Source organism: Ruegeria alba, assembly GCF_022321465.1.
GTDB classification, from domain to species: domain Bacteria; phylum Pseudomonadota; class Alphaproteobacteria; order Rhodobacterales; family Rhodobacteraceae; genus Ruegeria_B; species Ruegeria_B alba.
Genome location: NZ_JAKOEM010000001.1, coordinates 394,117 through 408,862, shown reverse-complemented (window position 1 = coordinate 408,862; position 14,746 = coordinate 394,117). Strand labels below are relative to the sequence as shown.

General features: G+C 64.6%; 14 protein-coding genes and 1 tRNA gene. 11 read left to right on the top strand and 4 right to left on the bottom strand.

The genetic code is table 11. The features are described 5' to 3' along the window. Positions 1 to 115: 115 nt before the first annotated feature. The 3 genes from MB818_RS01955 to guaB are packed head-to-tail and all read right to left on the bottom strand — an operon-like array spanning position 116 to position 3,528. Positions 116 to 1,291: an RsmB/NOP family class I SAM-dependent RNA methyltransferase gene (locus MB818_RS01955; RefSeq protein WP_234215734.1), complete on the bottom strand. Its 1,176-nt coding sequence runs from the start codon at positions 1,289 to 1,291 to the stop codon at positions 116 to 118. Between the two features lie 3 nt (positions 1,292 to 1,294). Continuing rightward, entirely contained in the window at positions 1,295 to 2,080 is a 786-nt protein-coding gene (locus MB818_RS01950) for an MBL fold metallo-hydrolase (RefSeq protein WP_234175759.1), read from the bottom strand. After that, entirely contained in the window at positions 2,080 to 3,528 is a 1,449-nt protein-coding gene (gene guaB, locus MB818_RS01945) for an IMP dehydrogenase (protein WP_234136663.1), read from the bottom strand. The genes MB818_RS01950 and guaB overlap by 1 nt, the downstream gene beginning before the upstream one ends. Before the next feature lie 172 nt (positions 3,529 to 3,700). On the opposite strand from guaB, the gene MB818_RS01940 reads away from it, so the two are divergent. From MB818_RS01940 to MB818_RS01920, 5 genes are all read left to right on the top strand, one after another. Then, positions 3,701 to 4,858, top strand: coding sequence for a CaiB/BaiF CoA transferase family protein (locus MB818_RS01940; protein WP_238903708.1), 1,158 nt, complete (start codon positions 3,701 to 3,703; stop codon positions 4,856 to 4,858). A gap of 130 nt (positions 4,859 to 4,988) precedes the next feature. Further along, on the top strand, positions 4,989 to 7,031 hold the full coding sequence (locus MB818_RS01935; RefSeq protein ID WP_234218006.1) for an ASKHA domain-containing protein: 2,043 nt from the start codon (positions 4,989 to 4,991) through the stop codon (positions 7,029 to 7,031). Between the two features lie 22 nt (positions 7,032 to 7,053). After that, positions 7,054 to 7,911: a class I SAM-dependent methyltransferase gene (locus MB818_RS01930; protein WP_238903706.1), complete on the top strand. Its 858-nt coding sequence runs from the start codon at positions 7,054 to 7,056 to the stop codon at positions 7,909 to 7,911. Positions 7,912 to 7,948: 37 nt separating this feature from the next. Beyond that, a tRNA-Gly gene (locus MB818_RS01925) sits at positions 7,949 to 8,022 on the top strand. A 243-nt stretch (positions 8,023 to 8,265) separates the two neighbouring features. Next, on the top strand, positions 8,266 to 8,928 hold the full coding sequence (locus MB818_RS01920; RefSeq protein WP_234136659.1) for a hypothetical protein: 663 nt from the start codon (positions 8,266 to 8,268) through the stop codon (positions 8,926 to 8,928). 74 nt (positions 8,929 to 9,002) lie between these two features. On the opposite strand, the gene MB818_RS01915 is transcribed toward MB818_RS01920, so the two are convergent. Then, entirely contained in the window at positions 9,003 to 9,167 is a 165-nt protein-coding gene (locus MB818_RS01915) for a hypothetical protein (RefSeq protein ID WP_234136658.1), read from the bottom strand. Positions 9,168 to 9,467: 300 nt separating this feature from the next. Here MB818_RS01915 and MB818_RS01910 point away from each other — a divergent pair, with 300 nt between their 5' ends. The 6 genes from MB818_RS01910 (at position 9,468) to MB818_RS01885 (ending at position 14,742) form a co-directional block, all read left to right on the top strand. After that, positions 9,468 to 10,109 (top strand): TetR/AcrR family transcriptional regulator, encoded by a 642-nt coding sequence (locus tag MB818_RS01910; RefSeq protein WP_234136657.1) that lies wholly within the window; start codon positions 9,468 to 9,470, stop codon positions 10,107 to 10,109. 18 nt (positions 10,110 to 10,127) lie between these two features. Then, entirely contained in the window at positions 10,128 to 11,156 is a 1,029-nt protein-coding gene (locus MB818_RS01905; protein WP_234175766.1) for a zinc-binding dehydrogenase, read from the top strand. Positions 11,157 to 11,233: 77 nt separating this feature from the next. Beyond that, on the top strand, positions 11,234 to 12,109 hold the full coding sequence (locus tag MB818_RS01900; RefSeq protein ID WP_234136655.1) for a branched-chain amino acid ABC transporter permease: 876 nt from the start codon (positions 11,234 to 11,236) through the stop codon (positions 12,107 to 12,109). Positions 12,110 to 12,113: 4 nt separating this feature from the next. Continuing rightward, positions 12,114 to 13,211 (top strand): branched-chain amino acid ABC transporter permease, encoded by a 1,098-nt coding sequence (locus tag MB818_RS01895; protein ID WP_234136654.1) that lies wholly within the window; start codon positions 12,114 to 12,116, stop codon positions 13,209 to 13,211. After that, on the top strand, positions 13,208 to 13,972 hold the full coding sequence (locus MB818_RS01890) for an ABC transporter ATP-binding protein (protein ID WP_234136653.1): 765 nt from the start codon (positions 13,208 to 13,210) through the stop codon (positions 13,970 to 13,972). Before MB818_RS01895 ends, MB818_RS01890 begins: the two co-directional genes overlap by 4 nt. After that, positions 13,969 to 14,742: an ABC transporter ATP-binding protein gene (locus MB818_RS01885; RefSeq protein WP_234136652.1), complete on the top strand. Its 774-nt coding sequence runs from the start codon at positions 13,969 to 13,971 to the stop codon at positions 14,740 to 14,742. Before MB818_RS01890 ends, MB818_RS01885 begins: the two co-directional genes overlap by 4 nt. The last annotated feature ends 4 nt before the right edge of the window (positions 14,743 to 14,746 follow it).

Here is a 14,746-nt window from a genome sequence, read left to right as displayed (position 1 = left end):
ATTCGGTCACATTCCGGCTCCGGCATTTGAGTCGTCAGGACTTTGTCGCCCATCAAGGGTTAAGTCCGCTTTAACGCGCCCCATCCGTCCGTGACTCCAACTATCCTTATGGTTGTTAAAACTCGGAATGTATTCTCGTCAAGAGTGCAAGATAGAAACCGTCTGTGCCTGATAGCACATCCCAACGGCGACAATCGTCCTGTTTCCAGTCGCCCGCATCCAGAAACGCCTGCACCGCGCCGTCATTCTCCTCGGTCAGCATCGAGCAGGTGGCATAGGCCAGCACCCCGCCCGGTGCAGTCAGAGCAGCGGCGCGTTGCAGGATCTCGCGCTGGACTGCCAGCAAGGCGGTGAATGTCTCTTCGGTCAGGTCCCACTTGCCAGCGGGCGCCCGACGCCATGAGCCGCTGCCCGAACAGGGCGCATCGGCCAGTACCAGGTCGAAAGGCGCCGCTCGCGTCGCTTCGTCGGTATCAAGCAGACGCACCCGCGCCCCGGCCCGGGCCGCGCGCACCGGCAGGTCGCGCATGCGCTGCGGGGCGGCGTCATGGGCGAACACCTCGACCCCCGGAACCGCCGCCAGCGCCAGCGTCTTGCCCCCGCCCCCGGCGCAATAATCAAGCACGCGCATGCCCGGCGCCAGCGGCAGGGCAGCCACGATGGCCTGGCTGGCGGCATCCTGCAACTCGACCAGCCCGTCCAGATAGGCGGTCGAGCGGGCGATACCACGGGCGCCTTCGGTCACTTCCAGCGCGGTGTCGCAGGCGGGGTGCGGCTGGGTTGCGATCCCTTCACCCGCCAATGCGGCGATGGCGCCGGGGCGGTCGGTGCGGGCGGTATTGACCCGCAGATGCACCGGCGCGCGGCTCTGCATGATTTCGCCCGCCTGTTGCGCCTGCGCGCCCAGGCTGGCCTGGAACCGGGGCCAGAGCCAGTCGGGAATATCCGCCGCTTCGGCCCCCGGCGCGGGGTCGCGTCCACTGGCCTGTTCCCCGGGTGTCAACGGCGCGGGCGCATGGCCGATACCGGTAAACAGATCCGCAACGGTCAAGCCCTGTGCCCGGCACAGGCCCAGGATCAGGCCGCGCCCGGTCTCGGCCCCGCCGCGTGCCGCAAAGGAGCGTCGGGCGCGCAGCGCGTCGAACACATGGTCACGCAGCGCCGCGCGATCCTTGGACCCGGCAAACCGCGAGCGGCGCGCCCAGCCAGTCAGCGCCCGTTCGGCGGGCTTTCCGGCCAGGATCTCGTCCAGAACCTCGATCGCGGCCTGAAGCCGGGCGGCGGGGGTCATCTCTCAGGTCTCCAGTTTCGCAAAGCCGTCACCGGCGCGATCTAACCGGGCGAATTTGGCGCCGATCAGGTGGCTGCCCGACCAGACAAGGTTGCGCTCGGCGATCTCGGCCAGCGCCGCGCGGCGGCTGGCAAGGGCCTGCGCCGGGTCTACGTCGAATTGGGTGGCGTTTTCCGGATCGGGCAGTTGCAGCGCCTCGGAATGCACGATGTCACCGGCCAGCACCAGATCGTCGCCGATCCGCAGGCCGAAATGACCGGGCGTGTGCCCCGGCAAGGCCCAGACCCGGACATCCGCGCCCAGATCCGCATCCGAGCCGACCAGCCGGAGGCGGTCGGCGCAGGTCTTGAGCACCTGGGCGCCGGGCGCCTCTGTGTCGCGCCAATGCGCAACCTCGTCGGGATGCAGCAGGATCTCGGCATCGGCAAACAGCGCCGCACCCGACCCCAGCAGCCCGCCGCAATGATCGGCATGCAGATGGGTCAGGATCACCCGGCTGATATCGCCGGGCGCGATGCCCGCGCTTGCCAGCCGGTCGGGCAATTGCCCACCCTCGGGGCCGCAAATGCTGCCGCAACCGGTATCGACCAGCCAGATGCGACCATCGTCATGGCGCATCAGATAGGCGTTGAACTCGGTCACCGCCGCGCTCAGGCCCGCCGCGCCCAGCAACTCGGCCTGCCGGGCGGGGGCGACATTGGCAAACACATCCGTGCCGAATGTCATACCGCCATCGACCAGACAGTCGACCCGCCACGGGCCGCTGCGGACGCTGTCCACCGGATCCATCATCCGATCCGGTAGTTGGGGCTTTCGCGGGTGATCTGCACGTCGTGCACGTGGCTTTCCTTGAGCCCGGCACCGGTGATCTTCACGAACTGGCAGTTCTGGCGCATCTCGGCCACGGTGGCGCAGCCGGTATAGCCCATCGCGGCCCGCAAGCCGCCCACCAGCTGGTGGATCACCGCACTGGCCGAACCCTTGTAGGGGACCTGCCCCTCGATCCCTTCGGGTACCAGCTTGTCGCTGGCCGCATCCTTCTGGAAATAGCGGTCGGCCGAGCCGCGCGCCATCGCGCCAAGGCTGCCCATGCCACGGTAGCTTTTGAAGCTACGCCCTTGATACAGAATGACTTCTCCCGGGCTTTCATCGGTGCCCGCGATCATCGAGCCGACCATGGCACAGGACGCGCCCGCCGCGATCGCCTTGGCGAAATCGCCCGAGAACTTGATGCCGCCATCGGCGATCACGGGCACGTCGCCCGCCGCCTGGGCGCAATCCATGATCGCGGTCAACTGCGGCACGCCGACACCGGCCACCATCCGTGTGGTACAGATCGAGCCCGGCCCGATGCCCACCTTGACCGCATCGGCACCGGCGTCGATCAGCGCCTTGGTCGCGTCTGCCGTGGCCACGTTGCCCGCGATCACCTGAACCATGTTCGACTGTTGCTTGATCCGGCGCACCGCGTCGATCACACCCGCCGAATGCCCATGTGCGGTGTCGACCACCACGATATCGACGCCCGCATCGATCAGCGCCTCGGAACGGGCAAAGCCGCTGTCGCCAACCGAGCTGGCCGCCGCGACCCGCAGGCGCCCCAGATGATCCTTGCAAGCGGTGGGGTTCAGCACCGCCTGTTCAGTGTCTTTCAGCGTCAGCAGGCCGGTCAACCGCCCCTGCCCGTCATGCACCAGCAGTTTCTCGATCCGGCGCGCGCGCATCAGGCTTTTCGCCTCGTCAAGATCGGCGGGTTCGGCCAGCATTGCCAGGTCGCTCGTGGTCATCACCGCGCTGACCGGCATGTCATCGCTGGTGGCAAAACGCATGTCACGGTTGGTGACGATGCCGACGATATGGCCACGGTCGTCCGTGACCGGGAAGCCGGTGAAATTATACCGCTCTACCAAGGCCTTGGCGTCGGCAATGGTCTGATCCGGGCGCAGCGTGACGGGGTTGTAGACGATACCGCTTTCGAACCGTTTGACCCGGCGCACCTCGCGCGCCTGCTCATCCACGCTCAGGTTCTTGTGGATCACGCCCATGCCACCGGCCTGGGCCATGGCGATGGCCATGCGCGCCTCGGTCACCGTGTCCATGGCCGAACTCAGCAGCGGTATGTTCAGCTTGATCTCGCGCGTCACGCGGGTTCTGGTGTCGGCGGTCGACGGCAGCACCGACGAGGCCGCCGGAACCAGTAGAACATCGTCAAAGGTGAGAGCCTCACGAATCTGCATTTGCGGTCCCCATGCATAATCCCGTTTGGCGGTGACCCTATGGCACAGTTATCCACCGGGTAAAAGGGCCAGCGCGCAGAAAACGGACGCGCCCGACCCTGATCTGTGTCAAGGCAGCGTCACGCAGGCCCGCTATCCCTGCCTCTTGCGCGAATGAAGAAAGGAAACGCCCATGTCCGGCCCTCTCAGCGGCACCCTCGTTCTGGACCTGACCCATGTTCTGGCGGGGCCCTTTGCCAGCATGACACTGGCCGATCTGGGCGCTCGGGTCATCAAGGTCGAGCGCCCCGGACAGGGCGATGACACCCGCGCCTTTCCCCCGTTCAAGGGTGGCAAGAGCGCCTATTTCGCCACCATCAACCATGGCAAGGAAAGCATCGCGCTGGACCTCAAGGCGCCCGAGGACCGGGTCATTTTCGACCGGCTGCTGGCGCGGGCCGATATCCTGCTGGAAAACTACCGCCCCGGCGTGATGGAGCGGCTGGGCTACGGCTGGGAGGCGCTGCATGCGCGTCACCCAAAGCTGATTTATGGCGCCGTCTCCGGCTTTGGCCATACCGGACCCGAGGCGCAGCGTCCCGCCTATGACATGGTGGTGCAGGCGCGTGGCGGGGTGATGTCGATCACCGGCGAGCGCGACCGCGAGCCGGTGCGCGTCGGCGCCTCGATCGGCGATATCGTGGCGGGCATGTATCTGGTGCAAGGTGTGCTGGCCGCCTTGTTGCAGGTAGACCGCGGCGGCGCGGGGCAAAAGATCGATGTGGCGATGCTCGACAGCCAGTTGGCGCTTCTGGAACATGCCATCGCCATCACCAGCGTCACCGGCGAGCCGCCGCGCCCCTCGGGCGCGCGGCATCCCTCGATCACCCCGTTCGAGACCTTTCACGCCGAGGATGGGCTTTTCGTCATCGCCGCCGGCAATGACGGCCTGTTTGCCCGCCTCTGCGACGCGCTGGACCTGCCGCTGGCGGATGATCCGCGCTTTGCCACCAACCCGGCCCGCTGCCAGAATGCGCGGCTTTTGAAACGGCTGATCGAGGCGGTGACCATCGACCGGCCCAAGGCGCATTGGATCGACACCCTGACCCGCGCGGGCATTCCCACCGGCCCGATCCAGAACGTGGCCGAGGTGCTGAACGATCCGCAGATCCGCGCCCGCAACATGGTTGTGGATGTGCTGGGACCCGATGGCGCCCCGGCCTATACCGCTGCTGGCAACCCGATCAAGATGACCGACTTGCCCGACCCGGCCACCCGCGCCCCGGCGCCGGATCTGGATGCGGATCGGGCCGCGATTCTGGATTGGCTCGACAAAGACGCAGCCGACTGAACCCACATCCAGGCCACATCTTTTTGCGGTAAATGCCGCCACCGGACAGGAAAATGCCGCGCGTCGCCTTTCCGTCGGCTCAAAACACAATATTGTCGCGCACAATCGGTACTCCGGAAGGCAGAAAGTCATGAGCAGCGATCCCCTCGTCGTATTCACCCCCTCGGGCAAGCGCGGGCACTTTCCCGTAGGCACTCCCATTCTGACCGCGGCGCGGCAGTTGGGAGTCGATCTCGATTCGGTCTGCGGCGGGCGTGGCATCTGCTCGAAATGCCAGATCACCCCGTCCTATGGTGAATTCCCCAAACATGGTGTCACCGTACGTGACGGCGCGCTCAGCGAATGGAACGCGGTCGAGCAGCGCTACAAGGACAAGCGCGGCTTGATCGACGGGCGCCGGCTGGGCTGTCAGGCGACGGTACAGGGCGATGTGGTGATCGACGTGCCGCCCGAAAGCCAGGTCCACCGCCAGGTGGTGCGCAAGCGGGCCGAGGCGCGCAAGATCACCATGAACCCCTCGACCCGGCTGTTCTATGTCGAGGTCGAAGAGCCCGACATGCACAAGCCCACCGGCGACATGGAACGCCTGATCGCGGCGCTCGCCGAACAATGGCAGCTGACCGGCGTACAGACCGACCTGCATATCCTGCACCAGTTGCAGCCGGTGTTGCGCAAGGGTGGATGGAAGGTCACCGTGGCGGTGCATCTGGGCGATGCCAGCCACCCGCCCAAGATCATGCATATCTGGCCCGGCTATTACGATGGCACCGTCTATGGGCTGGCGGTCGATCTCGGCTCGACCACCATCGCCGCGCATCTGTGCGACCTGCACAGCGGCGAGGTGGTGGCCTCATCCGGCATCATGAACCCGCAGATCCGCTTTGGCGAGGATCTGATGAGCCGGGTCAGCTACTCGATGATGAACAAGGGCGGCGACCAGGAGATGACCCGCGCGGTGCGCGAAGGCATGAACGCCCTGTTTACCCAGATCGCAGCCGAGGCCGGGATCGACAAGGCGCTGATCGTGGATGCGGTGTTTGTCTGCAACCCGGTCATGCACCACCTGTTCCTGGGGATCGACCCGTTCGAGCTGGGTCAGGCGCCGTTTGCGCTGGCCACCTCGGACGCGCTGTCGCTGCGGGCCTGGGAACTGGATCTGAACATCCATCCCGCCGCGCGCGTCTATATCCTGCCCTGTATCGCGGGCCATGTGGGCGCCGATGCCGCCGCCGTCGCCCTGTCCGAGGCGCCCGACAAATCCGAGGATCTGGTGTTGGTGGTCGATGTGGGCACCAATGCCGAGATCCTGCTGGGCAACAAGGACAAGGTGCTGGCCTGCTCCTCGCCCACCGGCCCGGCCTTTGAAGGCGCACAGATTTCCAGCGGCCAGCGCGCCGCCCCCGGCGCCATCGAACGGGTCGAGATCGACCCGGTCACCAAGGAACCGCGTTTCCGCGTGATCGGTTCGGAGATCTGGTCCGATCAGGAAGGCTTTGCCGAAGCGATCGCCACCACCGGCATCACCGGCATCTGCGGCTCGGGCATCATCGAGGTGGTGGCCGAGATGCGCATGGCGGGCATTCTGGACGCCTCGGGCCTGATCGGCTCGGCCGAGCAGACCGGCAGCCCCCGTTGCATCCAGGACGGGCGCACCAATGCCTATCTGCTGTGGGATGGCTCCGCCGACGGCGGCCCGACCATCACCGTCACCAACCCCGATGTGCGCGCCATCCAGATGGCAAAGGCGGCGCTTTACTCCGGCGCCCGCCTGCTGATGGACAAGCTGGAGGTCGACAAGGTGGACCGGGTGGTGCTGGCCGGGGCGTTTGGCGCCCATATCTCGGCCAAACACGCGATGGTTCTGGGCATGATCCCCGATTGCCCGCTGGACAAGGTCACCAGCGCTGGCAACGCGGCGGGCACCGGCGCGCGGATCGCGCTGCTCAACACCGACGCCCGGACCGAGATAGAGGCCACCGTGCGCGCCATCGAGAAGATCGAGACCGCGGTCGAACGCCGATTCCAGGAGCATTTCGTGAATGCCTCGGCAATCCCGAACTCGGCCGAACCCTTCCCCGAACTGGCCAAGGTCCTGACCCTGCCCAAGGTCTCGTTCAACACCGGGGGTGGTGACGACGAGGGGTCTGGCCGCCGTCGCCGCCGCAGGGCATGATACCTTCCCAAAGGGAGGTATCATGACAGAGACAAACCAGGAGCAGGCCGAGTATTGGGGCAAATCCGCCTCGGGCATGAAATGGCTGACTTTCGAGGAGCAGATCGCGGCCTCCTTCGCGCCGGTCGTCGAGCTTCTGCTTGATCGCGCGGAGTTGAAGCCGGGCCAGCGCGTGCTGGATATCGGTTGCGGTCTGGGCGACGTCACCCTGGCGGCAGGTCGGACGGTCGGGCCGAGCGGCCATGTGTTGGGGGTCGATATCTCGGCGCCGTTCCTTAAGCGGGCCCGGGAGCGGGCCGAGGGTATGGAGAATGTGGGGTTTGCCCTCGCCGATGCCCAGACCGAGCCCTTTCCGCCGGCTGCGCGCGACGCGATGATCTCGCGTTTCGGCATGATGTTCTTTTCCGACAATGTCGCCGCGTTCACCAATATCGCCGGTGCATTGAAACCCGGTGGGCGCATGACCTTTGCCGCCTGGGGTCCGCTGGCCGGAAACCCCTGGTTCTACCTTCCCCACCGCGCGGCCACCGACCGGCTGGGCCAGATGCCCAAGGCAGACCGCAACGCACCGGGACCTCTGGCCTTTCACGACATTGACCGCGTCACCGGCCTCATGGCCGAAGCCGGTCTTGCCGATATCGAGGCCCATGCGGTTGAAGTAAAGCTGACCCCGCCCGGCGGGTTGTCAGGGGCCTCGGCACTCTGCACCCGATTGGGACCAGCCGCACGGGTGCTGGCACATTTCGACGGATCCGAGGCGGACGAAGCCGCGATCCGCGACGCGGTCAGCACTGCGCTCGAACCTTACGTCGAAGAGCGCCGGATCCTGATGCCGGCCACCATCAACCTGTTCCAGGCCCGGCGCGCCGGAACCGCTTGACGCGGCTCCGGCCATTGCGTATTCGAACCCGGTGAGCGCGGGTATGGTGTAGTGGTAGCGCGCCGGCTTCCCAAGCCTGAAGTGCGGGTTCGATTCCCGCTACCCGCTCCAGTTCCAACGGCAAACTCTGTTAACAACTGCGCTCGACGCAGCTGCTTTGTCGGACGCAAGGGTCATCTCCATCTAAATCCACGTTGGTTTCGCGCTTCTTGGCGGGGTGTTGCCGCTTGCCCCTTTTGTCATCCGCGTAAAAGCGCCGGTCCCATCGATTTGCCAGTACATTCCGAAATTTCCCCCTAGCCCCCGACAATTCAGACCCCCATGTACAGCCCACTCAAATATTGGGAGACCGCAATGAATCGCATTCTGATCCTCGTCGCCCTGGGCGCTATCGGTGCCGGGGCTTATGTTTTTTTCACACAGGGCGAACAACCGGCTGAAGTTCAGCAAACCAGCACTGTTACCCCTGCCGAGCCGGTCACCGAAGCGCCCGTGCAGTCGACAACCGAAGAGGTCGCAACCGCAGCCGATGAAGCGGTGGATCAGGCTGCAGCGGCCGTGACCGAAACACTGTCCCAGGTCGGTGAAGCCGCCAGCGAAGCTGTACAGGACGCAACCGATAGCGTCGCACAAGCGGTGGATCAGGCAAGCGAGGCTACCTCGGACGTTGCGACGCAAGCAACCGAGACAGCCAGCAGCGCGGCCGATACTGCCACCGAGGCGGCAAACAGCGCGGTTGATACGGCAACCCAAGTCGCAAACGATGCTGCCACCGCAGTTGGTGAACAGGTGGCCGCCGCGCAAACCGGTGCCGCCGAGCTTTACAAGAGCTGGCAAGACAACGGGTTGTTGACCGAGTCAGGCTTCGACTATGACAAGATGGTCGAGAATGTAGAGACCAGCGCGCTGAACGAGACGCTCAAGACCGGGGTGCTCAAGGTGCTGTCCGGGATCAAGGCCGCGCCCGAGACCATCTCGGTTCAGGCCCAGGCCCTGCGCGCGCTGATGGCGAACTGAGCCGATCACCCGGCCAGACCAGAACCTTGCGTGACGCAAGGGACCCTTGCGTCACGTTCTACCATCCTCCCGGCTCAGGCGGCTGTCAGCCCACGGTTGGCGACAATCGACAGGCCCGCCGGGCCGGGGTTCACGATAGTCACAAAACCCAGATCGTCTCTGTCGCTCAGTGCCGCGACCGCTGGCTGAACCGCGTCGATCAGGAAGTTTTGAGCAAAGGCAAGGTCCGCGTCATCCACCGCGCGTCTCGCCACGCTCCCCAAATCTTAAACCGAACCGACACGACCGTGTGGATACCAAGATCACACAGTTGCCGGGGCGGGAAATAGAACCGCGCCCCTTTTTTCATGCGTTCTCTCCCGTAATAACCACGATGACGTTGAAAAAAAACTTGCAGGGCAACCTGCCTGCGCCCTGCCCCGCATTCGTTCCTTTGCCGCCACGTCATGCAAGTGTCGGATTGATCCATACCCGCGCGTATGTATCCTTCATACCCAAGAGTATGTTTCCCGCCGCAGACAGCCAAAGGCCAAAGCCCCGTGAGCGATACCACCACCAACAGCCCCAGCCGCAGCGAGCGCTACGAGGAGTTGCTTGACGCCGCCGCCGAATGTTTCCAGAGCCGTGGTTTCGACGCCACCTCGATCGATACGGTGGCGCGGCACCTGGGCGCGACCAAGGGGCGGGTCTATCACTATTTCCCGTCCAAGATGGACCTGTTCAACGCGGTGCGCGACCGGGGCATGGATATCGTGTTCCAGGCCACCGACCCCGGCTATCAGGCCGATCTGCCGGTGCTCGACCGGCTCGAGGCGATGGCACGCGGCCATGTGCGCGCGATGCTGTTTCACCATTCCTTCATGCTGGTGCTCAAGGACGGGCTGCTGATGCGCCGCTATACCACCACGACCGAGTTCCAGAAGGAATCGCTGTCCCAGCATATCGCGCGCCGCGATGCCTATGAGGCGCGGTTTCGCGAATTGCTGGCCAAGGGGCTGGCCGAGGGAAGCCTGCGCGCCGGCCCCGACCCGGCGATCACCGTACAGACCTTCATGAGCGCGCTGAACGGGCCGGTCGCCTGGTTCCGCCCCCGCCCCGGCGATACGCCACAGAAATACGAAGCCATCGTCGAAGAGATCGTGCGCTTCGCCATGCAAGGCCTGCGGGCCTATCCCTCCTGACCCCGATCGAGGACGACAATGACAGATATCCCCACCACCATGTTCGCCGTTTTGCAGACCGGCGACGGGTATTCCGGCAAGGCCACCGGCCCGGCCATCGCGGACGCCGCCGACTGGCTGGAGTCGGGCGAGATCGCGGTGCCCCAACCCGGCCCCGGCGAGGCGCTGATCCGGCTGCGCATGGCCTCGGTCAATCCCTCGGACCTGCATTTCATCAAGGGCGAATACGGCCAGCCGCGCGTCAAGGGCGCGCCGGCGGGCTTTGAAGGTTGCGGCGACGTGGTCGCGGCGGGCAAGGGCGCCGAGGGTCTGGTGGGCCAGCGCGTCGCCTTTGTCGCCGCCAGTTCGGGTGCCTGGGCCGAATATGTGCTGACCAAGGCGCAGATGTGTATTCCACTGCGCCCCGATATCAGTGACGAGGACGGATCGGCGCAGATCGTCAACCCGCTGACGGCGATGGCCATGGTCGATATCGCGCGCTCCGAGGGCGAGGCGTTCGTGGTCTCGGCGGCCACCAGCCAGCTGGGCAAGCTGATGGTGTCGCTGGGGCGCGATCTGGGTCTGAAACCCATCGCGCTGGTGCGCCGGGCCGAGGCGGTGGAGCCGCTCAAGGCATTGGGCGCGGTCGAGGTTCTGGTGACGTCCGATCCCGAACTGGTTCAGAAATTCACCGCCATCAGCCGGGCACTGAAACCGCGCGTGTTCCTGGACGCGGTGTCGGACCAGACCTCGGAACGCATCTTTACCGCCATGCCGAACGGCGCGCGCTGGGTGTCTTATGGCAAGCTCGATGCCGAATTGCCGGTACTGACCCAGATGGGTCAGCTGATCTTCATGAACAAGCGAATCGAGGGCTTCTGGCTCACCCAGTGGATGATGACCACCCCGCCCGCCGATCAGGCGCGCGTGGTGGCCGAGGTGCAGGCGCGTTTTGCCGACGGGCGTTGGAAAACCGATGTGTCGGGACACCTTCCGCTTCGTGACGTTGTGTCAGGATTGGCCAACGCTCTGAAAAAGACTGACGGAAAGGTGATGATCACGCCATAGTGAGAGCCAAGCCCCGGTCCGATACTCGGTCCGGGGCACAGGAAAGGACGCCGGAAAACCGGCGCAGGGAGGAAAATTTGGACAACGTACAGCTGCTGATCAGCGGGCTGGCGAATGGCTGCGTCTACGGCCTGATCGCGCTTGGCTTCGTTCTGATCTACAAGGCGACCGAGGCGGTGAATTTCGCGCAGGGCGATTTCATGATGCTGGGCGCCTTTGTCACCATCGGGCTGACCAATGCAGAGTATATGGGCCTGCCGTTCTGGATGGCGGTGCCGATCTCGCTGGGGATCATGGCGGGGCTGGGCTATCTGCTCGACCGGTTGGTGATCCGGCGGATGTTCGGCGAAAGCCAGACGGCGGTGGTGATCCTGACCATCGCGCTGGGTTTCGTCATCCGTTTCGTCGCCGGTCTGATCTGGGGCCACGAGCCGCAGACGCTGCAAAACCCGCTGGCGGGCAAGGAGCTGTCATTTGGCGGGCTGGTCCTGGGGCTGGAGGATGTGGCGGTGATCATCGTCACCCTGGCGCTGACCGGGTCGCTCTACCTGTTCTTCAGCCGTACCAAGCTGGGCCTGGCGATGCAGGGCGCGTCGCAGAACCAGCTGGCCGCCTATTACATGGGCATCCCGGTCAAGCGGGTGCAGGGCTTTATCTGGGCGCTGGCCGGTGCGGTGGCCGCGGTGGCGGGCATCCTCTTTGCCGCCAAGGGCTCGGTCGATCCCTCGACCGGCCTGTTGGGCATCAAGGCCTTTGCCGCTGCCGTGATCGGCGGGTTCGGCAGCCTGCCCGGCGCGCTTGCGGGCGGCTTGATCGTCGGTGTCATCGAACCCTTTGCCAGCCGCTATATCGCCGCCGGTTACAGCCAGATCGCGCCTTATGCGCTGCTTGTGGCGGTGCTGGTCTTCCGTCCCCACGGCCTGTTCAGCCAGGTCCGCGTGAAGAAGGTCTGAGATCATGCGCATCGTTTTCAAAACCGACTACATGCAGGATATCCGCCCCTGGAAGGACGGATACCAGCTGAGCCTCTACATGATCCTGCTGGCCATCGTGATCGCCGCACCCTGGCTGCTGGACACGTTCTATCTGGGCGAGCTGACCAACGTGCTGATCTGGGCCATCGCGGGCATGGGGCTGATGGTGCTGACCGGCCATACCGGTCAGGCCAGTCTTGGTCACGCGGCCTTTCTGGCCTTTGGCTGTTATGCCAATGTCATCCTGCTCGAGGCGGGCGTACCCTTCCTGATCGCCTTTCCGCTGGCCGGGGTGATCACCGGGCTGATCGGCGCCACGGTGGCGATCCCTGCCTTGCGGCTGCACGGTATCTATCTGGCCATTTTCACGCTGGCCCTGTCGATCCTTGTCGACGACATCATCGTGCTGACCGAACCCTGGACCGGCGGCGTCGGCGGCAAATACATCGCCGGGATCGACCTCTTTGGCCTGACCATCGACCGCTGGGGCACGCCGATGCTGTTCTATTGGCTGGTGCTGGCAGTCACCGTGATCGTGACGCTGGGCTATATCAACCTGCTCCGCTCGCCGCTGGGGCGCAGCTTCATCGCGGTGCGTGACAGCGAAGTGTCGGCCCAGGCGATGGGTGTCGATATCGCGCGGACCAAGACCATCTCGTTTGGCCTCTCGTGCATGGTCACCGGCTGGGCGGGCGCCTTCATGGGCCTGTTCGCCGGCGCCTTCAACAACGAGACCTTCAGCGTCGTGATCTCGATCGAGCTGTTGATGATGATCGTGATCGGCGGGCTGGGGTCGATCCACGGCGCCTTTTTCGGCGCCATCGTGATCGGGTTCCTGCCGCAGTTCCTGTCGATCGCCAAGGAATACGTGGGCGCCGTCTTTGGCGGCAGCACCGTGGCCATTCCGGGGCTGGAATTCGGGATCTTCGGCATGATCCTGATCGCCTTCATCCTGCTCGAACCGATGGGCATCTATGGCCGCTGGCTCAAGATCCGCACCTTCTTCGAGCTGTTCCCATTCTACCGCAAGGACATGTTCAAGCGGCAGAAATCCTATCTGAAGACGGAGCGCCTGAGATGAGCCTGTTGGAGCTGGAAAACGTCACTCTGAAATTCGGCGGGCTGACGGCGGTGGACAACCTGTCCTTCTCCGTCGAAGAGGGCGAGGTCTTTGCCATCGTCGGCCCCAACGGGGCGGGCAAGTCGACGGTGTTCAACCTGATCTCGCGCTTTTACGACCCTTATGCGGGCCAGATCCGGTTCGATGGTCACAACCTGTTGGAGGTCAAGCCCTCGGGCGTGGCTGCCTATGGGGTGGCGCGCACCTTTCAGAACATCGAACTGTTCGAGCATGCCACCGTGTTGCAGAACCTGCTGGTGGGCCGCCACCGGCATCGCCGCACCAACCTGTTCTCGGAGATCCTGTTCACCCCCTCGGCGCGGCGGCAAGAGATGGAGAACCGCGAGAAGGTAGAGGAGATCATCGACTTTCTCGATCTCCAGGCCTATCGCGACAAGTATATCGCCGGCCTGCCCTATGGCGTGCGCAAGGTGGTCGAGGTGGCCCGCGCGCTGGCCACCGATCCCAAGCTGTTGCTGCTGGACGAACCCGCCTCGGGCCTGTCGGTCGAGGAGACCAACGACATGCGCTGGTGGATCGACGACATCCGCCGCCAGATGGGGATTACCGTGCTGATGGTGGAACATGACATGGGGCTGGTCTCGGGCGTGAGCGACCGGGTGCTGGCCATGGCTGACGGGGCAAAACTGGCGCTGGGCACACCGGCGCAGGTGCAATCCGACCCTGCCGTGATCGAAGCCTATCTGGGGAAGGCCGCATGACCGAGCCCATTCTGAAAATCCGCAATATCGAAAGCTTTTACGGCCCGATCATGGCCATCCGTGGCGTCTCGCTCGAGGTGCGGCCAGGCCAGATCGTCTCGATCCTGGGCGCCAACGGCGCGGGCAAAACCACGCTGATGAAGACCATCTCGGGCGTGATGGATCCCGAAAAGGGCACCATCACCTTTGACGGCGAGGAGATCCAGGGATCGGAACCGCACAAGGTGGTCCAGAAAGGCATCGTGCATGTGCCCGAGGGGCGCGAGGTGTTTCCGCTGCTGACCGTGGACGAGAACCTGAGCCTGGGCGCCTATACCGCCACCGACAAGGCACAGATCGAGCGCGACCGGGAACTGGTGTTCAGCTATTTCCCGATCCTGAAGGAGCGCCGCAACCAGGAGGCGGGCACCCTGTCGGGCGGGCAACAACAGATGCTGGCCATTGGCCGGGGCCTGATGGCCAACCCGCGCATCATGTTGCTGGACGAACCCAGCCTGGGCCTGTCGCCGCTGCTGGTGCAAGAGATCTTTGCCATCCTCAAACGGCTCAACGAAGAGCAGAACATGACCATGATGCTGGTGGAACAGAATGCCAGCGCGGCGCTGGAGCTGGCCGATCATGGCTATGTGATGGAGGTCGGGCGCATCGTCATGGACGGCTCGGCGCAATCGCTGATGGCCTCCGAGGACATCCAGAACTTCTATCTGGGTGTGCAAGAGGAAGGCGCGCGGGAGAACCGCCGCTGGAAACGCAAGAAAACCTGGCGCTAACGAA